Here is a 23,081-nt window from a genome sequence, read left to right on the forward strand (position 1 = left end):
CACATTGGGGTCTTGCGACGCGCCGCATTAGCCTGTCTCACTGCGGCGCCCGCCGGTAATGTGGGCCCGCTCCGGCATGGGGCGCGTCCAGCCAGTCGTTCTTTATCGTTGTTCACGTCGTTTCATTCAGTCCTTGGGGTTACCGATCGATGAAACCGATCCGCAAGGCCGTCCTGCCCGTCGCGGGCCTGGGCACGCGCTTCCTGCCAGCGACCAAGGCGGTCCCGAAGGAAATGCTCACGGTCGTCGACCGGCCGGTCGTTCAGCACGTCGTCGATGAGGCCCGGGAGGCCGGCATCGAGCATTTCGTCTTCGTGACGGGACGCGGCAAGGCGGTCATCGAAGATCATTTCGACATCGCCTACGAGCTCGACCACACCCTCCAGGAGCGCGGAAAGACCGCCGCCTACGAGGACCTCAAGAAGGATCTGCCGAAGGCGGGGCAGACGAGCTTCACCCGCCAGCAGGCCCCCCTCGGGTTGGGCCACGCGGTGTGGTGCGCCCGCGAGATCATCGGAGACGAACCCTTCGCGGTGCTGCTGCCGGACATGCTCAGCCGCGGCTGCATGCAGCAGATGCTGGCGACCTACGAGCGCCACGGCGGCAACGTCATCGCGGTCGAGGAAGTCGCCCCGGAGGAGACGCATCAGTACGGGATCGTCAGCGTCGGCGAGACCTTCGGCCAGTCCTTTCAAATTACCGGCATGGTCGAGAAGCCCAAGCAGGGCACCGCGCCATCGAACTACATCATCTCCGGGCGCTACATCCTGCAGCCTGAGATCTTCGGCATTCTCGAGCACGGCAAGAAGGGCGCGGGCGGCGAAATTCAGCTCACGGATGCCATGATCGACCTGATGGGAACGCAAGACTTCTACGGCATGCGTTACGAGGGCCGGACCTACGACACCGGATCCAAACTCGGCTTCTTGGTTGCGAACCTCGCCTATGCCCTGGAGCGCAAGGATTTGGCGGATCCGCTCAAGGCCGAGATCGCAAAGCTGCTGAAGGAACATGGCTGACCGAGTGCCGCATCGGCTCTCCCGCGATCCGGTTCCCGGCCTGTCGCGGGAGGCAGGTATGCGTCGGATGCGGCCCGGTCCGCGATTTAATCCTTGCGTCTTGTGCGCCGCACTTTATTTTGTGCGTTGCGAGATCGCGATGGCGTCGCGGTCCCGCAGCCCTTCTTGGGCGTTTCCTCCCTAGACTTCGGGCCGCTCCTTCGGGAGTGGCCTTTTTTGTTTTACCCAGGCTTTCGTGCTGACGGATCGTCGCGCTGCCGAGGGAGCGCGCGTTATTCGGCTGCCATCCGGCGGGGCGTCAGATCACCGAGATCGGATGCGACATCCGTGATGATGGCCCGCAGCGACTCCACCAGCCCCTGAAACCCGGCATGCGTCGCGAGGCTGTTCTCGTTCATGTAGAGCGCGCGATTGAGCTCGATCTGCAGCGCATGACGCCCGAGGTTCGGCTCGCCGTAATGCTCGGTGATGAAGCCGCCCGCGTAGGGCTTGTTGCGCACCACGCGGAAGCCCCGTGCGCGGAAGGCGGCTTCGAACCCGTCGATGAGCGCGGGCGCGCAGGCGGTGCCGAAACGGTCCCCGAGCACGACGTCGGCCTTCATCTCCGCGTCGCGCCCCAGGCTCGATGACGGCATGGAATGGCAGTCGATCAGCACGCAATGACCGTGGTGCTTGGCGGTGCGCTGGAGCAGGCTGCGCAGCAGCCGGTGATACGGCTTGTACAGCCCCTCGATCCGCGCCGTCGCCTCCTCGACCGGGAGCCGCCGGGCATAGATCTCCTGACCGTCGGCGACGACGCGCGGAACCGTCCCCAGGCCGCCGGCAACCCGCATCGAGCGGGTGTTGGCGAAGGGCGGCAGCCGCCCGTCGAACATCCGCGGGTCGAGCTCGAACGGCTCGCGATTCACATCCAGGAAGGCGCGCGGGAAATTGGCCCGCAGCAGCGGCGCACCGAGTTCGACCACGTGTGCGAACAGGCGCTCGACATGCGCGTCCTCCGACCGGCGCAGGGCCAGGGCATCGAGGCGCGACGCGGCGATGAAATGCGGGGGGTAGACGGCCCCGGAATGGCCGGTATTGAAGACGAAGGGCAGGATATGCGTCGCGGGTTCGTCCACTGCAAAGGGTGGCGCGAATCCGAAGGCGTCTGGCTTGACCGAATCGGGAGCGCTCATCGATGCGTGGACAACCCGGCGGTGGAAGGAGCACAGCAGATCCGCACTGTGGTGCGCGTTCGCTCGCCTGTCCACTCCGCGCCGTCGGTCTGTCTTGCCATCGGCGACACAGGCAGCGTGCGGTTCGCCGACAATCCTAACACCTTGTTTACCATCCCGTCCCTTTATGGGATCAACACCACGATACGAAGGCTCGGATCCGGCCGATGAAAATCCTGCTGGCGGAAGACGACAACGACATGCGCCGGTTTCTGGCGAAGGCGTTGCAGAATGCGGGCTACGACGTCCTGTCCTTCGACAACGGCCTCTCGGCCTACAACCGGCTGCGTGAGGAGCCGTTCGAGCTGCTGCTGACCGATATCGTGATGCCCGAGATGGACGGCATCGAGTTGGCGCGGCGCGCCACCGAGCTCGATCCCGACATCAAGGTCATGTTCATCACCGGTTTCGCGGCCGTGGCGCTGAACCCCGATTCCAAGGCGCCGAAGGACGCGAAGGTCCTGTCGAAGCCGTTCCATCTGCGCGACCTCGTCAACGAGGTCGAGAAGCTTCTCGCGGCCTGACGGATACCCGGATCGGCCGGATGTCCGGTCGAGACGGATTAAGCCTGTGACCAAGCGGACATAGGCAATTCGGCCTGCGCTCACCTATATGTCGGGTGGTCACGCGCGGGACTTCGAACGCCATGCAGCCGGTCACCATCTACACCACGGCGTGGTGTCCCTATTGTTCGGCGGCCAAGAGCCTGCTGAAGCAGAAGGACGTCTCCTTCCAGGAGATCGATGTCGAGCGCGTTCAGGGCGCCCGCGCCACCATGGTGGGCAGGGCCGGTGGCCGGACCAGCGTGCCTCAGATCTTCGTGGGCGCCACGCATGTCGGCGGTTGCGATGACCTCTATGCCCTCGACCGGGCCGGCAAGCTCGATCCCCTCCTGAAAGACACAGCCGATGCGTGAGGCCCGGTTCACGGCCGCCTGCATCCAGATGCGCTCGGGCCGCGACCCGGGCGCCAACCGTGACGCGGCTGTCGCGGGCGTGCGCGATGCGGCCGCCCGTGGCGCGGCCTACGTGCAGACGCCCGAAATGACGTCCCTGGTGGAGCGCAGCCGCGAGCGTCTGTTCGCGAACGTCACCACCGAGGATCGGGATCCGATGCTGGCAGCTTTGCGCGAGGCCGCGCGGGAGACCAGTACGATGGTGCAGGTCGGCTCCATCGCGGTGCGGTCTGGCGATAAGATTGCCAACCGCGCCTACCTGATCGATGCCGAGGGCGCGATCGTCGCGGCTTATGACAAGCTGCATCTGTTCGATGTCGATCTACCCAGCGGTGAACGCTGGCGCGAATCAGCGACGTATACGGCCGGCGCCTGCGCGGTGGCCGCCGAAACGTCGCTGGCCACGATCGGCCTGACGATCTGCTACGACATCCGCTTCCCTGGCCTGTACCGCGCCCTCGCGGAGGCGGGGGCCGAGGTGTTGACCGCGCCGGCCTGTTTCACCCGTCAGACGGGGGCGGCGCACTGGCACGTCTTGCAGCGGGCACGGGCGATCGAAACCGGCGCCTTCGTGATCTCGGCGGCGCAGGGCGGTGTCCACGAGGATGGGCGCGAGACCTTCGGACACTCGCTCATCGTCGATCCCTGGGGACGCATCCTCGCCGATGCGGGCGGGGACGAGCCCGGCCTCATCCTGGCGGAGATCGACTTGGCGCAGGTCGCAGATGCGCGCGCGCGGATTCCGTCGCTGAAGCACGGGCGCGCATTCACCGTCGAGCGGGTCGGCCGGCCGGTCGAAGCGGCACAGTAGACACCCGAAGAAAAAGAATGATCCGGTACAGTCTCGTCTGCGAGGCCGGACACGGCTTCGAGAGCTGGTTCCCGTCCTCCGATTCCTTCGACACCCAAGTGGCGCGCGGCCTCGTGGCCTGCCCGGTCTGCGACAGCACCGCGGTCGGCAAGGCCCTGATGGTGCCGAGCATCGCGCGTACCGACCGGGGACCGGTCGCGCGTCCGGCGCAGGCCGAGGCTCCCGTGGCCCTGATCGCCGAGCCCGAGCGTCAGGTCCGGGCGATGTTGAAGGCCCTGCGCGAGCACGTCGTGTCGAATTCCGAGCATGTCGGCCCACGCTTCCCCGAGGAGGCGCGTAAGATCCATTACGGCGAGGCGGAAGGCCGCTCGATCTACGGGGAGGCCAGCCCCGCCGAGGCGCGTGCCCTGATCGATGAGGGGATCGAAGTCGCCGCGATCCCGATCCTACCGGACGATCGCAACTAGGACCTTTGCCCGACGGGCAAGAACCGGATCGGCGACCGCGACTTCGATTCGTTCAGCGCCGCACCGCGGCGGTTCCCGCCAAGGAGGCCAGCAGGAACGCCAGAAGCGCGTTCCCGCCGGCCAGTGAGACCCCAAGCACCCGAAGGGCCGCCACCGAGCAATCCACCACCTTGGTGGTCTGCAGGGTGTTCAAAAAGTCGCCGACCTGGCCGGGGTTGGCACCCGTTCCCCCGCCGCAATCGGTTGGCCCTGGCCAGAAGCCCCATTCGGCGCCCGCGTGATAGACGCCGATGCCGGCACCGTAGAGCAGGCCCAGGGCGGCGAGCCCGAGGGCCATCCGGGCGATGCGCTCCGGGGCAAACAGCGCGATGAGACCGAGCGGTACGGCCGCGTAATACGGCAGGCGTTCGGTCAGGCACAGCTTGCAGGGCGAATAACCGTATCCGTACTGCATCACCAACACGGCCCCGAGGGTCGCGGCGGAAATAATCACCAGCCATAGGCTGGCGGTTTTGAGACGAAGCGCGGCCGCCGTATTCATGGCTACAGGATCACCTTGAACAGCAGGAACCCGAGGACGATCAGAGCGACGGAGATCGCCACCACCGCGTTGAGATGCCGATCAAGGACGCCGCGGATCTGGACACCGTAGCGACCGAGCAGACCGGCCAAAATGAAGAATCGGGCGCCACGGGTGATGACCGACAGGACGAAAAACCAGAACAGAGAGTAATGGGCGAAGCCCGACGTGATCGTGACGAGCTTGTAGGGGATCGGCGTGAGCCCCTTCAGCAGGATCACCCAATGCCCGTATCGGGCGTAGGAATCCTGGAAGGTCGCGGCCGAATTCTGCAGCCCGTAGAGGCGGATCAGCCATTCCCCGACGGAATCGAACAGCAGGGCGCCGATCGCGTAGCCGACGAGGCCGCCGAGGACCGACGCCACGGTCGCGATGGTGGCGTAGAGCCAGACCCGATCGGGTCGGCTGACCGCCATCGGTACCAGCATCGCGTCCGGCGGTACGGGGAAGAACGAACTTTCGGCGAAGGCCACGGCGCCGAGCGCGTAGGGCGCGGAGGGCCTGACGCTGAGGGCCAGGATCCACGCATAGAGCCGGCGGAGCATTCGATCTCCCGAACTGAAGAAGCGGTTGCCCTTTGAGCATAGGTGCCACGCCTTGGCCAGATCGCCGGCGCGCGCGAAAAATACGCTTGGCCGGCGCAGGGGACCTGTGCGAAGAGCGCCGTGCATGCGGGTATGGCGGAATTGGTAGACGCGGGCGACTCAAAATCGCCAGCCGCAAGGCGTGGGGGTTCGATTCCCTCTACCCGCACCAGCCGACCGAACGTGCGCTTCCCAACACGGATCCAGCCAAGCCGGCGCGTCCTGAGTGATGCACCACCTACCGGGTGTTCGGACTCGTCTGTCGCTCCGGGACGCAGCGTCGCGCTGTCCCCGATCGGGGCCGCCCTATCTGGACCGAGACGCGGCCAGCCAGGCCGCCCCGCAGCCAGGGCAGGGCCGTGAGCGACCGTCGAAGTGTGGCGATCCTGGGGGCCGGCATGGCCGGAGCCGCGGCGGCTCGCAGGCTGGCGCAAGCCGGACTGACCGTGCAGGTGTTCGACAAGGGACGCGCCATCGGCGGACGAATGGCGACCCGCCGGCACGGGTCGATGCAGTTCGACCACGGCGCTCAGTTCATGCGGGCGCACGGGCCCGCCTTCGAGGCTCAGCTGAACGAGTGGGAGCGACGCGGTATCGCGGCGCCCTGGGTGGGCGCCGGGCGTTACGTCGGCGTGCCCGCTATGACGGCGCCGGTGAGGGATCTCCTGGCCGGGCTTCCCGTCGCGAGCGAGACGACGATCACCCGGATCTGCCGAAGCGGAACGACGTGGCAGGTCGAGGCTGCCGCGGAGGCGATCCATGGTCCCTTCGACGCCGTGGCGATCACCTTTCCCGCGCCGCAGGTGGAAGCCCTGCTGGACGCATCCGGATACGCCCTTCCGGGCGCCGAGCGCGCGGCCTACGCCCCGTGCTGGTCGCTGATGATCGCCGCGGAAGGCGCCGTGACGGAGGCCCTGATCGAACCGCGGGTGGATCCGATCGGGCTGATCGCGGCCGACGGGTCGAAGCCGGGCCGCTCCGGGGGCGAACGGCTGACGATCCATGCGACGGCCGATTGGTCACGCGACCATCTCGAGGAGCCGAAGGAAGCAATCATCGCCGCGCTGCTCCAAGCGGCCGAACGTCATCTCGGCACGGCCTTGCGTCCGGCTTACGCGGAGGCCCACCGCTGGCGCTACGCCCAGGTCGAGCGCCCCCTGGGGGTGCGCAACCTTTACGATCCGGCCCTGCGGCTCGGCGCGGCCGGCGACTGGTGCCTCGGGGCGCGGATCGAGGCCGCCTATGACAGCGGATCGGCGCTGGCCTGGGCCATCCTGGCCGATCTCGGCGCCGGGGCATGATTCCGCCGATTGCCTTCCACCCTGCCTACGAGGCCAGCCTGCCCGCGGGTCACCGCTTCCTGATGCGGAAATACGGATTGCTGGCCGAGACGCTGATCGCCAGGGGGCTCGCGCCACTGGGCTTCGTGACGCCCGAGCCGGCTACTGCGGAGATCCTGCTGCGCGCCCACGATCCGGCTTACGTGGAGGCGGTCATCACCTGCACCGTGTCCCGGGACATCGAGAAGGCGATCGGGCTGCCGGTCGACGCTGCGGTCGTCCGGCGCTCGCGCAGCTCCGTGGGCGGGACCTTGCTGGCCGCCCGACTGGCGCTTGCGGAGGGGCTCGCGGGCAGCGCCGCGGGCGGCAGCCACCACGCCCGCCGGCAGCAGGGAGCCGGCTTCTGCGTGCTCAACGATGTGGCGGTCGCGGCTCGGACGCTTCAGGCCGAGGGGCTGGTGCGGCGCGCTTTGGTGGTCGACCTCGACGTCCATCAGGGCGACGGCACGGCCGATTGCCTGGCCCTGTGCCCCGACCTGTTCACACTCTCCATTCACTGCGAGAACAACTACCCGTCCCAGAAGATTGCCGGCGATCTGGATATCGGCCTGCCGGACAGGCTCGGTGACGACGCGTACCTCGCCGTGCTGCGCGCCCGCCTGCCGCAACTGCTCGACGCGTTAAGACCGGATCTCGTCTTCTACAACGCTGGCGTCGACCCGCACCGGGATGACCGGTTGGGCCGACTCTGCCTCAGCGACGAGGGCCTGCTGGCCCGGGACCGGTTCGTCGTGGCTCAGGCCCGAGCCCGCGGAATCCCCCTCGTGGCGGTGATCGGCGGCGGCTACGCGACGGATGTCGAGGCCCTGGCGCGGCGCCACACTCTGGTCTTCGAAGCGCTGGCCGCCGAGGCCGCAAGCGCCTCGGCCGGCGCAGGGGGCTGAGTTCTTCCAACAGAATGATGCGCCGCCGCATCAGTGTTGGCCGAACCGGGGTGATCCGATGACTTGGTAAGGTTTGCGCAAGCCTCGCAGGACAGGTTGCCAGAACTGCGGATGGCCTGCGCCACGCATCCGCACCCTGCAATCGGTTGCCGTTGAGGTTGGGTCCATGCTTGCGCGGGTCTGGGACGTGCTGAAGGCGACACTGGCGGTGGCGGCCCTGATCGCCGCCGCCCTCGTATCGGCCGACAAGCTCGACCGGCAGCGGGCGCAACCGGCGATCGCCGTCGTGGCCGGCGAACCGGTGATCACGGGCGCCATCGCGCCCGGCGCGCACCCCTGAACGACAGTCACGTCGGTTTGAGGGGCGATCAGCCCTACCAGCCGTTGATCCGCGGCCAGATCGCGCCGGTGAGACGGCCGCTCGCCATGGCATGGTAGCGGTCATGCTGCGCCCCCGTGGCGCAGGCGTGATTGGGCAGGATGCGCAGGCGTGCGCCGATCGGAAGATCGGGCAGGACGGCCGTCGAGCCTTTCCGCAGGGCCAGGATTCCGTGCTCCTGATTGGCGTCGGCGACGATCAGGTCTGGATAGGGCTGGCCGGTGCGGTCGCACGCAAGGCCGTAGCCCTGGTCGACCGCCTGCCGGGCCGTGCCCCGGTCGCGCGACAACGCCATCCAGCCGGCATCGGTGATGATCCAGCCCTTCTCCCGCTGGTGGCCGATCACCGTGGCCAGGACGGTGAGTGCGATGTCCGCCACCGCGCAGGAGCCGACGCCGGCCTGGAACAGGTCTCCGATCATGAAGACGCCGGCGCGGACCTCGGTGATGCCGTCCAGAGTCTCGGCGTAACGCGCCGTCGGGGTGGAGCCGACGCTGACTACCGGACAGGGCAGGCCGGCGTCCCGGAGCGATCCCGCCGCTATCACCGCGGCCACGCGCTCGGCCTCGGCGGCGGCCCGGAGCGCGTTCGGCTCGCTCAGCCCATAGCTGTCGCCGGCGTGCAGCAGAACGCCGCGCAGGCTGGCCTCCCCGGCGAGGACGCGACCGATCGCCACGAGCGTTTCCGAATCCTGCGGCTTCACACCGGAGCGGTGGCCATCCGCGTCGACCTCGATCAGCACCGGCAGGCGGTCGCCGGTGCGGCGGCTCCAGGCCGCCACGGCCTCCGCCTGCTCGAGCGAGTCGAGGATGATCGCCAGATCGGTCTGCCAACGCCGCCGGATCCAGCCGACCCGCTCGAGTTTCTGCGGCGCGATCCCGACGGCGTAGATCATGTCGCGGACGCCGCCTTCGGCGAAGTACTCGGCCTCGCGAAGCGTGGAGACGGTCGCGGGACCCGCCTCGCTCGCCATGGCGATCCGGGCGACGTCGCGGGACTTGGCGGTCTTGAGATGCGGCCGCAGGGCCACGCCGAGCCCGTCGAGCCGCGCACGCAGAGTGGCGACGTTGGCTTCCAGCCGATCGGCGTCGAGCAGGAGGCAGGGCGTCTCGATGAGGTCGAGCCCGTCATCCTCGGCCGATACCGCGATCTCGTCCGCCATCACGCCGCTCCCGATTGTCCAGGGACGGCTGTCTGATAGGCGTTTGCCGGCGCGGGTCCAAGATGGGCTGGCCGTGGACCTCGCACCGGGCAGAACGCCTCAGGCGGATGTTCGCACCGCCGCCACGAAGGCCGCCGCGTCGCGCGCGACATCGGCCGCCGCCTTGCCGGGACGGTAGAGGCTCGAGCCGAGGCCGAAGCCATCCGCGCTCGCCGCGCGCCAAGCGGCGATGCCCTCCGGCGTCACGCCGCCCACGGCGAGGACACGGGTTCCGGAGGGCAGCACGGCCCGGTGGGCCCGCAACGCTGCCGTCGAGGCGACATCCGCCGGGAACAGCTTTAGCGCAGTTGCGCCGGCCGCGAGCGCCGTGAAGGCCTCGCTCGGCGTCTGGTAGCCGGGCAGGGAGACCAGGCCGAGCGCGCGGGTCGCGCGGATCACCGCCGGGTCCACGTTGGGCGAGACGATCAGGCGTCCACCCGCCGCACCGACCGCCTCGACCTGCGCGGGCTGAAGGACCGTTCCGGCCCCGACAAGGGCGCGCCCGGCCAGGCGCTCGGCGAGGAGTGCGATGCTGCGCAGCGGATCGGGCGAGTTGAGCGGCACCTCGATCAGCGTGAAGCCCGCATCCACGAGGGCATCGCCCACCGCGGGCGCCTCCTCCGGCGTCAAACCCCGCAGGATCGCGACCAGCGGACAGGCGGCGAAGGCCGCTTCAAATCGTTCGGGGACCGTCATGCGTTCAGGCTCCAGAGGGCATGGATACCGGCCGTGGTCGATCCGTCCGGCACGATGACGGACGTCCCACCCAACTCCGCGATCGCGACACCATAGAGCTCGGCCAGGGCGCCACCGCCCAGCAGATGGACCGGCCGGCGGCTCAGGTCGTCCCGGGTCGCGACATCCGCGCCGATCAGCACGCCGCTGGCATAGGCCGCCGCCTCGGACGCTTCGAGCCGGTCGAGCAGCAGCCCGGCCCGGACCTCGAACAGGGTCGCGGCGAGATTGCCGGACGCGATCCCCCGGTGGAGCCCGCGACGGAACGGGGCTCCGTCCGAAACAACGCCATCAAGCATGCCGGCCAGGATCCCGTGATTGCGCAGCAGTGCGAAGAGTTCGCCGGTCATCACAGTGGTGAAAGTCGTGATGGCACCGTCGATCGTCTCGATCCACTTGTTGTGTGTGCCGGGCTGACAGAACAGCGCGGTCGCCGGTGCGGCGCCCGCGTGGATCGCGCCGAGCACCTGGATCTCCTCGCCCCGCATCACGTCGGGGCGTCGGCCGTCCCGCAGGGCGACACCGGGAACGATGCGCACGTCGGGCGCGGCTTCCCGGCAGGATGCGGCCAGCCGGTCCAGCGTGGCGGGCGCATCGACGTAGGGCGCCTCGCACCAGCCGCGGCTCGATCCCACCATGCCCACCGCGATGACCGGCTCCGCGCCCAGGCGCGCCCGCAACGCCGCGATCTCGGCCGGGTACGCGTCCCGCGCGAGGCTCAGCACGCCGCGATCGTCCCGCAGAGATTCCAGCACCGTCCCATCCGGCGCCATCGCGTAGGCGCGCCGGTTGGTGGTGCCCCAATCGACCGCGATATAGGCCGCGTGACGGGCCATGCGTTTTCCTCCCGCTGCAGCAGCGAATTTGTCTGAGTTATAAAGGCTCCTCGGCGTGGTCAAGCTTCGGCTAGTCCGGCCACCGACACGAGACACCGATATACCAGCCGGGGATTGTCGCGCCGTGCCGCGCGTTTGCGATGGACGGACCCGCTGCGCTTCGGCGATATGGCGGCAAGATTCAAAACAAGAATCACACCTTGGGAGGAACGTGCTTGGCACGGGACGTGATCCTGGCGACCGACGGCCTGACGATGGAATTCCGCGGCTTCCGCGCCGTGAACGGCGTGACGCTGCAGGTGGAGCGCGGGACGATCCACGCGCTCATCGGGCCGAACGGGGCCGGTAAGACCACCTGCTTCAACCTGCTGACCAAGTTCCTGATCCCGACTGCCGGCACGATCCGCTACAAGGATCGCGACATCACCGGCCTGAGGGCCGCCGACGTGGCCCGGCTGGGCCTCGTGCGGTCGTTTCAGATCTCGGCCGTCTTCCCCCATCTGACCGTGATGGAAAACGTCCGCATCGCTTTGCAGCGGCGGCGGCGCGGCGATTCCTTCGATTTCTGGCGGCCCGAGCGGGTGCTCCGGGCGCTGAACGGCGAGGCGTTGGCGCTGGTCGAGGATGTCGGCCTGTCCGAATTTGCCGACGTGCCGGCTGTGGAACTGTCCTATGGCCGCAAGCGCGCGCTGGAGATTGCCACGACGCTGGCCCTTGATCCCGAGATGCTGCTGCTTGACGAGCCGATGGCCGGCATGGGCCACGAGGACGTCGAGCGCACGGCGCAGCTCATCCGCCGGGTCTCCAAAAGCCGAACCATCCTGATGGTGGAGCACAACCTGTCGGTGGTGGCGTCCCTGTCGGATCGTATCACCGTGCTGGCCCGCGGGCAGGTGCTCGCCGAGGGCGATTACGCCACCGTCTCCAAGGATTCCCGCGTGATCGAGGCTTATATCGGGGCCGGACATGCTTGAGGCGACCGCGAAGGCATACACGCCCGCCGTGGCAGCCGGCGCACTCCTCACCGTCCGCGGCCTGGAGGGCTGGTACGGCGAGAGCCACGTGCTCCACGGCATCGATATCGATGTCCGGACCGGCGAGGTGATCACGCTGCTCGGCCGCAACGGCGCCGGCAAGACCACGACGCTGCGGGCGATCATCGGCATCCTCGGCAAGCGCGCCGGCTCGATCGTCTACGACGGTGTCGAGACGGTCCGGATGGCCTCGCGCAACATCGCCCGCCTCGGCATCGGCTACGTGCCGGAGGAGCGCGGCATCTTCGCGAGCCTCACGGTCCACGAGAACCTGATGCTGCCGCCGCGGGTGAAGCCCGGCGGCATGACGGTCGCCGAGATCCACACGCTGTTCCCGAATCTGAAGGAGCGGGCCGGCAGCCAGGGCACCAAGCTCTCGGGCGGCGAGCAGCAGATGCTGGCGATCGGCCGGATCCTGCGCACCGGGGCCAAGCTGATCCTGCTCGACGAGCCGACCGAAGGTCTCGCGCCGGTCATCGTCCAGCAGATCGGCCGGACCATCCAGCAGTTGAAGGGGCAGGGTTACACCATCATCCTGGTCGAACAGAACTTCCGCTTCGCCCAGACGCTGGCGGACCGGCATTTCGTGATCGAGCAGGGGCGCGTGGTCGACATGATCCCGAACGCCGAGCTAGACGCCAATATCGGCAAGCTGCACGCCTATCTCGGCGTCTGAAGGCTGTCCAAGAATACTGTCGAAGCGCCGAGATCGGCGTCCCGAATTCAGGCCGGCGGACAATCGTCAGGCCGATAGTGGATGGAAACGCGTATGTTCGGACGTATCGCCCGGCCCGTCACCCTCGCGGCCCTCGCGGGCGCCCTGATGATGGGCACCGCAGCGGCGCAGACCACCGTGAAGATCGGCATCCTCGGTGACCGCTCGGGCGCCTATTCGGACATCAGCGGCGAAGGCTCGGTCGTGGCCGCCAAGCTCGCGGTCGAGGATTTCAAGCCGGAGCAGCACGGGCTGAAGGTCGAGATCGTCTCGGCCGACCACCAGAACAAGCCGGATGTCGGGGCGGCCATCGCCCGGCAATGGTACGACCGCGACGCCGTCGACATGATCACGGACGGTGTGACCTCCTCGGTGGCTTTGGCGATCAGCCAGGTCACCAAGGAGAAGAACAAGGTCTTCATTGACACCGGCGCAGGCACCGCCGACCTCACCGGCCCGCAATGCACGCCGAACACGATCCACTGGGTCTACGACACCGTGGCGCTCGCCAACGGCACGGGCGGCGCCATGGTGAAGCGCGGCGGCACCACGTGGTTCTTCCTCACCGCCGATTACGTGTTCGGCCAGACGCTCCAGCGCGACACCAGCGCGGTGATCACCAAGAACGGCGGCAAGGTCCTGGGCTCGGTGAAGACCCCGTTCCCGACCTCGGACTTCTCGTCCTTCCTGCTCCAGGCGCAAGGGTCGGGCGCGAAGGTGATCGGGCTCGCCAATGCCGGCACCGACACGATCAACTCGATCAAGCAGGCGGGCGAGTTCGGCATCACCGAAGGCGGGCAGGCGCTGGCCGGACTACTCGTCTTCTCCTCTGACGTGCATTCGCTCGGCACCAAGGTCGCCCAGGGGCTGGTGCTGACCGAGCCGTTCTACTGGGACCTGAACGACCAGACCCGCGCCTTCTCGGACCGCTTCGCCAAGCAGATGAAGGGCGGCTCGAAGCCGACCGCCAACCATGCCGGCGTGTATTCCGACGTGCTGCACTACCTGAAGGCGGTGGCGGAGACGAAATCGACCGCCGACGGTGCGGCCACGGTCGCCAAGATGAAGGCGATGCCGACGGACGATCCGCTGTTCGGCAAGGGCGTGATCCGCGCCGACGGGCGCAAGATCCACGACATGTACCTGTTCGAGGTCAAGAAGCCCGCCGAGTCGAAGAGCGAGTGGGACCTGTACAAGAAGCTCGAGACCATCCCGGGCGATCAGGTCTTCCGCCCGCTCAACGAGGGCAACTGCCCGCTCGTTAAGGGCTGAGCATGGTATCGGAGCGCGGGGACCGGCCATGACAACGATCTTCGGTGTGCCGATGCAGGCCCTGTTCGGGCAGTTGCTGCTCGGCCTGATCAACGGCTCGTTCTACGCGATCCTGTCGCTCGGGCTCGCGATCATCTTCGGGCTTCTGAACATCATCAACTTCGCCCACGGCGCGCTCTACATGATGGGCGCGTTCGTGGCCTGGATGCTGCTCACCTATGTCGGGCTCGGCTATTGGTGGGCGCTGGGGCTGGCACCGCTCGTGGTCGGCGCCTTCGGGATCGTGCTGGAGCGGCTGCTGATCGCCCGGCTCTACAAGCTCGACCACCTCTACGGCCTGCTCCTGACCTTCGGGCTGGCGCTGATCATCCAGGGCCTGTTCCGCAACCAGTACGGCGTCTCGGGCCTGCCCTACGCGATCCCGCCCGAGCTGTCGGGCGGCCAGCGCCTGCCGTTCATGTTCCTGCCGAACTACCGGGCCTGGGTGGTCGTGGCGTCGCTCACCGTCTGCATCGCCACCTGGCTCGTGATCGAGAAGACGAAGCTCGGCGCCTATCTACGCGCCGCCACCGAGAACCCGACCCTGGTCCAGGCCTTCGGCGTGAACGTGCCGCTGTTCCTGACGCTGACCTACGGGTTCGGCGTCGCGCTGGCGGGCTTCGCGGGCGTGCTCGCCGCGCCGATCTACTCGGTGAACCCCAACATGGGCGCCGACATCATCATCGTGGTGTTCGCCGTGGTGGTGATCGGCGGCATGGGCTCGATCATCGGTTCGGTGATCACGGGCTTCGCCCTCGGCCTCGTTGAGGGGCTGACCAAGGTGTTCTACCCGGAGGCGTCGGCCACCGTGATCTTCGTGATCATGGTACTGGTGCTGCTCGTCAAACCCGCCGGCCTGTTCGGGCGCACGGCCTGACCCGCGAAGAGGCTCGACACCCATGGCCGACACCGCCGCCATCGACGCCGCCCCGATCGCCGCAGCCTTGCCGACGACCCGGGACGACAAGGCGCTTCACCGCCTGATCTTCATCGGCATCGCCGTGCTGCTGATCGTGGCGCCGCTGGTGCTCTACCCCGTCTACCTGATGAAGGTGCTGTGCTTCGCGCTGTTCGCGCTCGCCTTCAACCTGCTGCTTGGCTACGGCGGCCTGCTCTCCTTCGGACACGCCGCCTATTTCGGCATGGCGAGCTACCTGTGCGCCTACACGGCCAAGCAGCTCGGCTTCACGCCCGAACTCGCGATCCTCAGCGGAACCGCCACGGCGGCCCTGTTCGGGCTCGTCTTCGGCGCGTTGGCGATTCGTCGCCAGGGCATCTACTTCTCGATGATCACGCTCGCGCTCGCCCAGATGGCGTTCTTCTTCTCCCTGCAGGCGAAGTTCACCGGCGGCGAGGACGGTATCCAGGCGGTGCCCCGCGGCAATCTGTTCGGCGTGATCAGCCTCGCGGACGACCGGGCGATGTACGGCCTCGTCTGCGTGATCTTCATGGCCGGGATGCTGCTGATCTACCGCATCATCCATTCGCCGTTCGGGCAGGTGTTGAAGGCGATCCGCGACAACGAGCCCCGGGCGATCTCGCTGGGCTACCGGGCCAGCCAGTACAAGCTTGCGGTGTTCGTGCTCTCGGCGACGCTGGCAGGGCTCGCTGGCTCCACCAAGGCGATCGTGTTCCAGCTCGCCTCGCTCACCGACGTCCACTGGTCGATGTCGGGCGAGGTGGTGCTGATGACCCTGGTCGGCGGCATGGGCACCGTGTTCGGGCCGATCGTCGGCGCTTTGGTGATCGTCACCATGGAGACCTACCTCGCCCAGTTCGGCGCCTGGGTGACAATCATTCAGGGCTGCGTCTTCGTGCTGTGCGTGCTGCTGTTCCGGGAGGGGATCGTGGGTCTGATCGCCCGTGTGGTGCGACGGCCGTTGTAAATTGGGCCGGCGCGCGACCGCCGGTTTCTGGTTCTGGTCAGTCTTCGTTAACCAAGACCGGTGAACCTGACGCATCAAAGCAGTCAGGTCCGCCATGACGAAGGTCCGTCCCCTCAGCATCGACGATCCTGCGCACGACTGCCCGGTGCCACCGGAGACCGTCGGACGCCTGATCAAAGCCGACCACGAAGACACCGCCTTCCTGCTCGACGGGATCCCGGAGGCGACCCGCGCCCGGCTCGCCGTGTGGCTCTACGGCCGTAGCCACACGCACGAGGTCGGTGTCCGGGTGGCCGCGACATGCGAGGGTGCAACCCTGCGCCGGGCGGCCGGGGTCGTCGGCAACGCCCTGTACGACCTGTCCCGCCGCCCCTACGCGGCACCGAGCCACGGCACGCGCGCCGGCGCCAGCCGGATCTCCCTCGGCGGGACGCGGCACCGCGCCTGAGCGACGCCGCCGATTGGATCGAGGCCGGCGAGGGTCTATCGTCGCCGGCAATGTCCACCCAAGTACACTCCGTCCGCCGCCTCGACCCCGTGCTCGTCGATCGCATCGCCGCGGGCGAGGTGGTGGAGCGCCCGGCTTCGGCCGTGAAGGAACTGGTCGAGAACGCCATCGATGCCGGCGCCCGGTCGATCGAGGTGACCGTCGAAGCGGGCGGCCGCCGGCTGATCCGCGTGGTCGACGACGGGCGCGGCATGAATCCGGACGACCTCGACCTCGCGGTCGAGCGCCACGCCACCTCGAAGCTCCCCGGGGGCGATCTGACGGCGATCGACACGCTGGGCTTCCGCGGCGAGGCGCTGCCCTCGATCGGCGCGGTCTCGCGGCTGGCCATCGTAAGCCGAACGCCGGAGGCCGAAGCGGGGGCGAGCCTGATCGTCGAAGCGGGCCTGAAGGGTCCGGTCCGCCCCGCGCCGGCGCAGCGCGGCACCCGGATCGAGGTGACCGAGCTGTTCGCCGCGACCCCCGCTCGGCTGAAGTTCCTCAAGTCCGACCGGGCCGAGAACGCCGCGATTGCCGAAACCCTGCGGCGGCTCGCCGTCACGCAGCCCGGGATCCGCTTCACCCTGCGGGCCGATGCTGCCCAGCCCCTGGTCCTGCCGGCCGAGACCGGGCCCGAGGCGGATCTGCGCCGGCTAACCGCGGTGCTGGGACCGGACTTCGCCGCCAACGCCCTGCCGGTCTCGCTGGCCCGCGAGGGCTTCGCGGTCACCGGCCAGGTCGGCTTGCCGACCTACCACCGGGGCGCGGGGACCCACATCCATCTCGCGGTCAACGGCCGGCCGGTGCGCGACCGGCTGCTGCTCGGGGCCGTGCGCGGCGCCTACGCCGACACCCTGGCCTCGGACCGTCACCCGGTGCTCGGTCTCGTGATCACGTGCGATCCCGAACGGGTCGATGTGAACGTCCATCCGGCCAAGACCGAGGTGCGCTTCCGCGAGCCGGGACTGGTGCGGGCGCTGATCGTCAGCGCCATCCACGACGCCCTGCGCCGGGGCGGCGCCCGCTCTGCCACCACGGGTGCAGCGCGGACCCTCGACGCCCTGCGTCCCGCCGGACCGGCGCTCGCGATCCATACCGGACAGGCCGCGCCGAGCCTGTTCCAGCCCACGCGGCCTGGCCCGTTCGCGGCCGGAGCGCCCTCAGTGGCGGCGCCCGCGGGCTACCGCGGCTCACAGACGTGGCGACCGGCGCCACGCTCCGCGGAGTCGGCCTATGCCTTGTCCGAGGCGGGTGGTTTCGCGGAGGCGCCCCAAGCCGCCTTCGCAGGGCCGGAGCTGGCGGCCCCACCGCAGGCGGATGTCCGGCCGCTCGACGAGGCGCCGGAGGCGATCGATCATCCCCTCGGGGCGGCCCGCGCGCAGATCCACGAGACCTACATCCTCGCCCAGACCCGCGATGGCCTCGTGATCGTCGATCAGCACGCGGCCCATGAGCGCCTCGTCTACGAGCGGATGAAGGCCGAGCGGGCCACGGGCGGCATCGCCCGGCAGGGACTGCTGATCCCCGACGTGGTGGAGTTGAACCCCGAAGAAGCCGACCGCCTGGTCGCTTCCGCGCCGGACCTCGAGCGGCTCGGGCTGACCATCGAGGCGTTCGGGCCCGGGGCCGTTCTGGTCCGGGAGGTGCCGGCCGCGCTGATCCGGGCGTCGGTGCGCGATCTCGTCACCGACATTCTGGACGCCCTCGAAGCGAGCGGCGACGAGGAGGGCGGCGCAGCCGCCGCGGAGGGCGGTGCGCTGGGCCGGCGGCTCGACGCGGTACTCTCGCGCATGAGCTGCCACGGCTCCGTCCGCGCCGGCCGGCGCCTGAGGCCGGAAGAGATGAACGCGCTCCTGCGCGAGATGGAGGCGACGCCGAATTCCGGCCAGTGCAACCACGGCCGCCCGACCTCGATCGAGCTGAAGTTGTCGGACATCGAGCGGCTGTTCGGCCGGCGGTGACCTGTCACTCTCGGCTGTAGGGCGCCGAACAGCTACCGTACTTCGTCTCACCTCGCGGTTGCCTGGACAAGGCCAGATCGTAGAGAGAACAGCCGAGGGTGCCAGGCCGAGTTGGCAGGCGCTCTTCAAGACCGCGCACAGGCATTCGCCAGAGGCCGCGACCCATGGATTTCACCATCTCGCCCCGCGTCGAGGAATACCGCGCGCGGATCGCGGCCTTCGTGGATGCCCATATCCTGCCACTCGAATCCGAGCCGTCCGCCTATGACGGCCACGGCAACATCGCGCTATCGGAACTCGCCCGGCTGCGCGGTCTGGCGCGGGAGCAGGGGCTTTGGTGCCTTCAGCTGAAGCCGGAGACCGGGGGCGCCGGCCTCGACAAGGTCGGCATGGCGGTCTGCTACGAGGCGATGAACCGCTCGATCTTCGGTCCGGTCGTGTTCAATTCGGCGGCGCCGGACGATGGCAACATGATGGTGCTGGAGAAGGTCGCCACCCCGGAGCAGAAAGCGCGCTGGCTGGCACCGATCGTGGCGGGCGACGTACGCTCGGCCTTCGCCATGACCGAGCCCCACCCTGGCGGCGGCTCCGATCCCGGCATGATCCAGACCCGGGCCGAGCGGCGGGGCGACACCTACGTGGTCACCGGTCGTAAATGGTACATCACCGGTGCCGAGGAGGCTGCCCACTTCATCCTGATGGCCCGCACCTCCGACGACGCGCGAAAAGGCCTGACCGCCTTCCTGTTCCACCGGGACCAGCCCGGCTGGGAGATCCTGCGGCGCATCCCGATCATGGGGCCGGAGGAGCATGGCGGGCATTGCGAGCTTCAGTTCGACGGGCTCGAGATCCCGGCCGAGAACGTCCTGATGAACGAGGGCGACGGCCTGAAGCTGACGCAGATCCGCCTCGGCCCGGCGCGTCTGACCCATTGCATGCGCTGGCTCGGCCTGTCGAAGCGCTGCGTCGAGATCGCCCGGGCCTATGCGGGTGAGCGCCACGGCTTCGGCATCCGGCTGGCCGACCGCGAGAGCATCCAGCTGATGCTGGGAGACCTTGCCATGCGGATCGAGATCGGCCGCCTGCTGGTGATGAAGGCCGCTTGGGCGCTCGAACAGGGGAGCTTCGCCCGCAAGGAAGTCTCGATGGCCAAGGTGCACGTGGCCAATCTGATCCACGCGGCCGCCGACGTCGCGATCCAGATCAACGGCGCCCGGGGCTATTCCACCGATACGCCGCTGGAGTGGATCTACCGCTACGCCCGGCAGGCGCGGCTGGTGGACGGGGCGGACGAGGTCCACAAGATGGTGCTCAACCGCAACCTGGAGGCCGAGGGCGATGCGTTCTGGTCCTGGCCGGTGGGCGCTTGAGGTGGAGAGCGTGACGATGACCGATGTCGTGATCACAGGCGCGGTGCGGACCGCGATCGGCACCTTCGGCGGCGCGCTCGCGGGCACGCCGCCCTCCGCGCTCGGGGCGCTGTGCGTGGCGGAGGCGCTCAGGCGGTCCGGCACGGCGCCGGAGCGGGTCGGCCACGTCGTGTTCGGCCACGTGATCCCGACCGAGCCGCGGGACGCCTACATCGCCCGCGTCGCCGCCATCGAAGGCGGTGTCCCGCAGGAGGTGCCGGCGCTCACCGTCAACCGGCTCTGCGGCAGCGGCCTTCAGGCGATCGTCTCGGCGGCGCAATCGATCCTGCTCGGTGATGCCGAGATCGCGGTCGCCGGTGGCGCCGAGAACATGAGCCGTTCGCCGCATATCCTGACGAGTGGCCGCACCGGCCAGCGGATGGGCGATGCCACCCTGGTCGATTACATGATCGGCGTGCTGACCGACCCCTTCGGCGCCGGCCATATGGGCGTGACCGCGGAGAACATCGCGGAACGTTACGGCATCTCCCGTGGCCAGCAGGATGCGTTCGCGGCCGAGAGCCAGGCCCGCGCCGCCCGGGCGATCCAGGAAGGTCGGTATCGCGATCAGATCCTGCCCGTCGCGGTCCAGCGCAAGCGAGAGACGATGGCGTTCGACACGGACGAGCATCCCAAGGCGACCAGCGTCGAGGATCTCGCCAAGTTGCGCCCGGCCTTCTCCAAGACCGGCAGCGTCACCGCCGGCAACGCTTCGGGCCTGAACGACGGCGCCGCCGCCCTCGTCCTGTCGAGTGCGGCGGAGGCCGAGCGCTCGGGCGCCAAGCCCCTGGCCCGGATCGTCGGCTACGCCCATGCGGGCGTCGACCCGTCCGAGATGGGCATGGGGCCGGTCCCCGCGGTGCGCCGGCTGCTCGACCGGACGGGCCTGCGGCCTGCGGATTTCGACGTGATCGAGTCGAACGAGGCATTCGCGGCCCAGGCCTGTGCGGTCTCACGGGCCCTCGACCTCGACCCCGCCCGGGTGAACCCGAATGGCGGCGCCATCGCACTCGGTCACCCGATCGGCGCTTCCGGTGCGATCATCGCCGTGAAGACCCTCTACGAGCTGACACGCACCGGCGGACGCTACGGGCTGGCGACCATGTGCATCGGCGGCGGGCAGGGGATCGCGGTGGCGTTCGAGCGGCTGCACTGACATGACGGATCTGTTCGACCTGACCGGTCAGCACGTGCTGGTGACCGGGGCCTCCAGCGGGCTCGGCCGTCACTTCGCCGGGATGCTGGCGCGTGCGGGCGCGCGGCTGACGCTGTGCGCGCGCCGGGCCGACGCCCTGGCGGACACGGTCGCCGCCGTGACGCGGGCGGGCGGGCAGGCCCATGCCGTCGTCATGGACGTGACCGATCTTGGTAGCGTCGAGCGGGCGCTGGACGAGGCCGAGGATCGGTTCGGGCCGATCCAGGTCCTGATCAACAATGCCGGCGTCACCGCGACCAAGCCCGCCCTCAACCTCGACGAGGCGGAGTGGGACGCGGTGCTCGACACCAACCTGAAGGGCGTCTGGCTTGTCGCTCAGGCCACGGGAAAACGCATGGTCCGGCACGGCGGTGGCGGCAGCATCGTCAATATCGCGTCGATCTTGGGGTTACGCGTGACCGGCGGGCTCGCACCCTATGCCGCCTCGAAAGCCGGTGTCGTCCAGCTCACCAAAAGCCTAGCCCTTGAATGGGCGCGCCACGGGATCCGGGTCAACGCTCTGGCGCCCGGCTACATCAAGACCGAACTCAACGATGTGTTCTTCGAATCCGAGCCCGGTAAGGCCTTGATCAAGCGTGTGCCGCAGCGCCGGCTCGGCGCGCCGGCCGAGCTCGACGGGCCGCTCCTGCTGCTGGCCTCCGGGGCCGGCGCCTACATGACCGGCAGCGTCCTCGCGGTCGATGGTGGCCATCTCGTCTCGGGCCTGTAGCGGATGGATCACGACCGACTGCGCACCTGGATCGCCGGGCATCTCGGCTGCCCGGATCTCGTCATCGAGGAGACACGGCCCCTCGGCGGCGGCTCGATCCAGGAGAATCGTCTCGTCTGCTGTCGTCTTTCCGGGGAGAAGCGGGCGTTCGTGCTGCGCATGGATGCCGCCGCCACGATCGCGTCGAGCCGATCCCGCGCCGAGGAGTTCCGCATTCTGGAGACGGTCTGGGCCGCCGGCGTGCGCGTGCCCGAGCCGGTCGGCTTCTGCGACGACCCCGCGGTGATCGGTGCGCCGTTCGCGCTGATGGGGCTCGTCGAGGGCGTCGGGCTCGGGCCGCGCATCGCAAAGGACCTGACGCTGGGCGGCGATCGTGAGCGTCTGACCGAATCCCTAGGCCGCGAACTCGCGCGGATCCATGCCGCCGTTGATCCCGGGGCGCTGCCCGCATCGCTGGCCTTCCTGGGCGCGCCGGACCCAGACCCGGCGCGGGCCGAGATCGCGCGGCTGCGCGCCAGCCTCGACGGGATCGGTGCCCGCCGCCCGGCGATCGAGTGGGGTCTGCGCTGGGGCGAGCTTCGCGCTCCCGCATGCCCGGCGTTGACCCTCGTGCATCGGGATTTCCGCACCGGCAACTACATGGTCGACGCCGAGGGTCTCACGGCCGTGCTGGATTGGGAATTCGCCGGCTGGGGCGACCCGGCGCAGGATCTCGGCTGGTTCTGCGCCACCTGCTGGCGCTTCGGCCGGCCCGAACTGGAAGCCGGCGGCATCGGCTCCCGCGCGGCGTTCTACCGGGGCTACGCGGAGGCAGGCGGACGGGCGATCAACCCCGCACGTGTGGCCTATTGGGAGGTGCTGGCGCATCTGCGCTGGGCGGTGATCGCCCTGGAGCAGGGCGCACGCCACGTCTCTGGCCGGGAGTTCTCCCTCGAACTGGCCCTGACCGGCCGGATGGTGCCCGAACTGGAACGGGCGATCCTGCGGGCGACGGCTCCGGCGGCGTGGCAATGAGCATGCGGGACGATCCCTCCGGCGCGTATCTCCTCGACGCCGCGCGTCGGGCCCTGACCGAGGAGGTCGTGCCTGGCCTCACCGGCCGCGCTCGCTACGTCGCCTTGATGGTGGCGAACGCGATCGGCATCGCGTCCCGCGAGATCACCGAGGCCGATCGCCTGTCGGCGACCGGTGCGGATGTCCTAGCTGCCGAGCCGGTCGAGACTCTGATCAACGCGATCCGAGCCGGTGCGCGCGACGCCGATCCGGACCTGCACGCGGCCCTGGAGGCGGCCGCGGCGGTCTCTGCGCAGGTCTGGAAGCCCGGCGCGTCGGGCGGCTGAGCCTTCCG

Annotated in this window: 26 protein-coding genes and 1 tRNA gene; 21 read left to right on the top strand and 6 right to left on the bottom strand. The window is 68.8% G+C overall.

The features are described from left to right. The first annotated feature begins 149 nt into the window (after window positions 1-149). Window positions 150-1,019, top strand: a complete 870-nt coding sequence (locus OXS27_RS04420) for a UTP--glucose-1-phosphate uridylyltransferase (RefSeq protein WP_267354424.1) — start codon at window positions 150-152, stop codon at window positions 1,017-1,019. 272 nt (window positions 1,020-1,291) lie between these two features. Here OXS27_RS04420 and OXS27_RS04425 read toward each other — a convergent pair whose 3' ends face one another. Further along, the gene (locus tag OXS27_RS04425) at window positions 1,292-2,194 is read right to left on the bottom strand and encodes an N-formylglutamate amidohydrolase (RefSeq protein WP_267354425.1); all 903 of its coding nucleotides are present in this window, start codon (window positions 2,192-2,194) and stop codon (window positions 1,292-1,294) included. Between the two features lie 206 nt (window positions 2,195-2,400). On the opposite strand from OXS27_RS04425, the gene OXS27_RS04430 reads away from it, so the two are divergent. From OXS27_RS04430 to OXS27_RS04445, 4 genes are all read left to right on the top strand, one after another. Beyond that, window positions 2,401-2,757 (top strand): response regulator, encoded by a 357-nt coding sequence (locus OXS27_RS04430; RefSeq protein ID WP_003603128.1) that lies wholly within the window; start codon window positions 2,401-2,403, stop codon window positions 2,755-2,757. A gap of 122 nt (window positions 2,758-2,879) precedes the next feature. Further along, window positions 2,880-3,149, top strand: a complete 270-nt coding sequence (grxC, locus tag OXS27_RS04435) for a glutaredoxin 3 (RefSeq protein WP_267354475.1) — start codon at window positions 2,880-2,882, stop codon at window positions 3,147-3,149. Then, window positions 3,142-3,999, top strand: coding sequence for a carbon-nitrogen hydrolase family protein (locus OXS27_RS04440; RefSeq protein ID WP_267354477.1), 858 nt, complete (start codon window positions 3,142-3,144; stop codon window positions 3,997-3,999). Before grxC ends, OXS27_RS04440 begins: the two co-directional genes overlap by 8 nt. A 17-nt stretch (window positions 4,000-4,016) precedes the next feature. Further along, entirely contained in the window at window positions 4,017-4,466 is a 450-nt protein-coding gene (locus OXS27_RS04445) for a DUF1178 family protein (RefSeq protein WP_243921222.1), read from the top strand. A 52-nt stretch (window positions 4,467-4,518) separates the two neighbouring features. Here OXS27_RS04445 and OXS27_RS04450 read toward each other — a convergent pair whose 3' ends face one another. Both OXS27_RS04450 and OXS27_RS04455 read right to left on the bottom strand, forming a co-directional pair. Continuing rightward, window positions 4,519-5,007 (bottom strand): disulfide bond formation protein B, encoded by a 489-nt coding sequence (locus OXS27_RS04450; protein ID WP_267354479.1) that lies wholly within the window; start codon window positions 5,005-5,007, stop codon window positions 4,519-4,521. 2 nt (window positions 5,008-5,009) lie between these two features. Further along, on the bottom strand, window positions 5,010-5,591 hold the full coding sequence (locus OXS27_RS04455) for a YqaA family protein (protein WP_243921218.1): 582 nt from the start codon (window positions 5,589-5,591) through the stop codon (window positions 5,010-5,012). A 126-nt stretch (window positions 5,592-5,717) separates the two neighbouring features. Between OXS27_RS04455 and OXS27_RS04460 the strand changes: the two genes are divergently transcribed. From OXS27_RS04460 to OXS27_RS04475, 4 genes are all read left to right on the top strand, one after another. Next, window positions 5,718-5,802 (top strand) — tRNA-Leu (locus tag OXS27_RS04460). A gap of 187 nt (window positions 5,803-5,989) precedes the next feature. Next, the gene (locus tag OXS27_RS04465) at window positions 5,990-6,931 is read left to right on the top strand and encodes an NAD(P)-binding protein (RefSeq protein WP_267354482.1); all 942 of its coding nucleotides are present in this window, start codon (window positions 5,990-5,992) and stop codon (window positions 6,929-6,931) included. Continuing rightward, complete coding sequence (locus OXS27_RS04470) at window positions 6,928-7,854, top strand: histone deacetylase (protein ID WP_267354484.1); 927 nt, start codon at window positions 6,928-6,930, stop codon at window positions 7,852-7,854. The genes OXS27_RS04465 and OXS27_RS04470 overlap by 4 nt, the downstream gene beginning before the upstream one ends. Before the next feature lie 166 nt (window positions 7,855-8,020). After that, the gene (locus tag OXS27_RS04475) at window positions 8,021-8,194 is read left to right on the top strand and encodes a hypothetical protein (RefSeq protein ID WP_243921212.1); all 174 of its coding nucleotides are present in this window, start codon (window positions 8,021-8,023) and stop codon (window positions 8,192-8,194) included. A gap of 34 nt (window positions 8,195-8,228) precedes the next feature. Here OXS27_RS04475 and OXS27_RS04480 read toward each other — a convergent pair whose 3' ends face one another. The 3 genes from OXS27_RS04480 to OXS27_RS04490 form a co-directional block, all read right to left on the bottom strand. Beyond that, the gene (locus OXS27_RS04480; RefSeq protein ID WP_267354486.1) at window positions 8,229-9,395 is read right to left on the bottom strand and encodes an alanine racemase; all 1,167 of its coding nucleotides are present in this window, start codon (window positions 9,393-9,395) and stop codon (window positions 8,229-8,231) included. Window positions 9,396-9,494: 99 nt separating this feature from the next. Then, window positions 9,495-10,130, bottom strand: coding sequence for a 2-dehydro-3-deoxy-6-phosphogalactonate aldolase (locus OXS27_RS04485; protein WP_267354488.1), 636 nt, complete (start codon window positions 10,128-10,130; stop codon window positions 9,495-9,497). After that, window positions 10,127-11,005 carry a 2-dehydro-3-deoxygalactonokinase gene (locus tag OXS27_RS04490; RefSeq protein WP_267354490.1) on the bottom strand — a complete coding sequence of 293 codons (879 nt, stop codon included), beginning with the start codon at window positions 11,003-11,005 and terminating at the stop codon, window positions 10,127-10,129. Before OXS27_RS04490 ends, OXS27_RS04485 begins: the two co-directional genes overlap by 4 nt. 215 nt (window positions 11,006-11,220) lie before the next feature. On the opposite strand from OXS27_RS04490, the gene OXS27_RS04495 reads away from it, so the two are divergent. The 12 genes from OXS27_RS04495 to OXS27_RS04550 all read left to right on the top strand — a co-directional run bounded on the left by OXS27_RS04495 (window position 11,221) and on the right by OXS27_RS04550 (window position 23,073). Then, entirely contained in the window at window positions 11,221-11,979 is a 759-nt protein-coding gene (locus OXS27_RS04495; protein ID WP_267354492.1) for an ABC transporter ATP-binding protein, read from the top strand. Beyond that, window positions 11,972-12,715: an ABC transporter ATP-binding protein gene (locus OXS27_RS04500; protein WP_267354494.1), complete on the top strand. Its 744-nt coding sequence runs from the start codon at window positions 11,972-11,974 to the stop codon at window positions 12,713-12,715. The genes OXS27_RS04495 and OXS27_RS04500 overlap by 8 nt, the downstream gene beginning before the upstream one ends. Window positions 12,716-12,808: 93 nt before the next feature. Further along, window positions 12,809-14,026 carry an ABC transporter substrate-binding protein gene (locus tag OXS27_RS04505; RefSeq protein WP_243921200.1) on the top strand — a complete coding sequence of 406 codons (1,218 nt, stop codon included), beginning with the start codon at window positions 12,809-12,811 and terminating at the stop codon, window positions 14,024-14,026. 28 nt (window positions 14,027-14,054) lie between these two features. After that, window positions 14,055-14,942 (top strand): branched-chain amino acid ABC transporter permease, encoded by an 888-nt coding sequence (locus tag OXS27_RS04510; RefSeq protein ID WP_243921198.1) that lies wholly within the window; start codon window positions 14,055-14,057, stop codon window positions 14,940-14,942. A gap of 22 nt (window positions 14,943-14,964) precedes the next feature. Further along, the gene (locus tag OXS27_RS04515; RefSeq protein WP_243921196.1) at window positions 14,965-15,951 is read left to right on the top strand and encodes a branched-chain amino acid ABC transporter permease; all 987 of its coding nucleotides are present in this window, start codon (window positions 14,965-14,967) and stop codon (window positions 15,949-15,951) included. 94 nt (window positions 15,952-16,045) lie between these two features. Beyond that, window positions 16,046-16,399 (top strand): hypothetical protein, encoded by a 354-nt coding sequence (locus tag OXS27_RS04520; RefSeq protein ID WP_243921194.1) that lies wholly within the window; start codon window positions 16,046-16,048, stop codon window positions 16,397-16,399. 50 nt (window positions 16,400-16,449) lie between these two features. Beyond that, window positions 16,450-18,399, top strand: coding sequence for a DNA mismatch repair endonuclease MutL (mutL, locus tag OXS27_RS04525; protein WP_267354497.1), 1,950 nt, complete (start codon window positions 16,450-16,452; stop codon window positions 18,397-18,399). 164 nt (window positions 18,400-18,563) lie between these two features. Beyond that, window positions 18,564-19,769, top strand: a complete 1,206-nt coding sequence (locus OXS27_RS04530; RefSeq protein ID WP_267354499.1) for an acyl-CoA dehydrogenase family protein — start codon at window positions 18,564-18,566, stop codon at window positions 19,767-19,769. Window positions 19,770-19,785: 16 nt separating this feature from the next. Continuing rightward, window positions 19,786-20,964, top strand: coding sequence for an acetyl-CoA C-acyltransferase family protein (locus OXS27_RS04535; protein ID WP_267354501.1), 1,179 nt, complete (start codon window positions 19,786-19,788; stop codon window positions 20,962-20,964). 1 nt (window position 20,965) lies between these two features. After that, on the top strand, window positions 20,966-21,733 hold the full coding sequence (locus OXS27_RS04540) for a glucose 1-dehydrogenase (protein ID WP_267354503.1): 768 nt from the start codon (window positions 20,966-20,968) through the stop codon (window positions 21,731-21,733). 3 nt (window positions 21,734-21,736) lie between these two features. Further along, window positions 21,737-22,747: a phosphotransferase family protein gene (locus OXS27_RS04545; RefSeq protein ID WP_267354505.1), complete on the top strand. Its 1,011-nt coding sequence runs from the start codon at window positions 21,737-21,739 to the stop codon at window positions 22,745-22,747. A 2-nt stretch (window positions 22,748-22,749) separates the two neighbouring features. Beyond that, window positions 22,750-23,073, top strand: coding sequence for a DUF6285 domain-containing protein (locus tag OXS27_RS04550; protein WP_267354507.1), 324 nt, complete (start codon window positions 22,750-22,752; stop codon window positions 23,071-23,073). Window positions 23,074-23,081: the final 8 nt, after the last annotated feature.

Source organism: Methylobacterium sp. GC_Met_3, assembly GCF_026540775.1.
GTDB lineage: Bacteria > Pseudomonadota > Alphaproteobacteria > Rhizobiales > Beijerinckiaceae > Methylobacterium.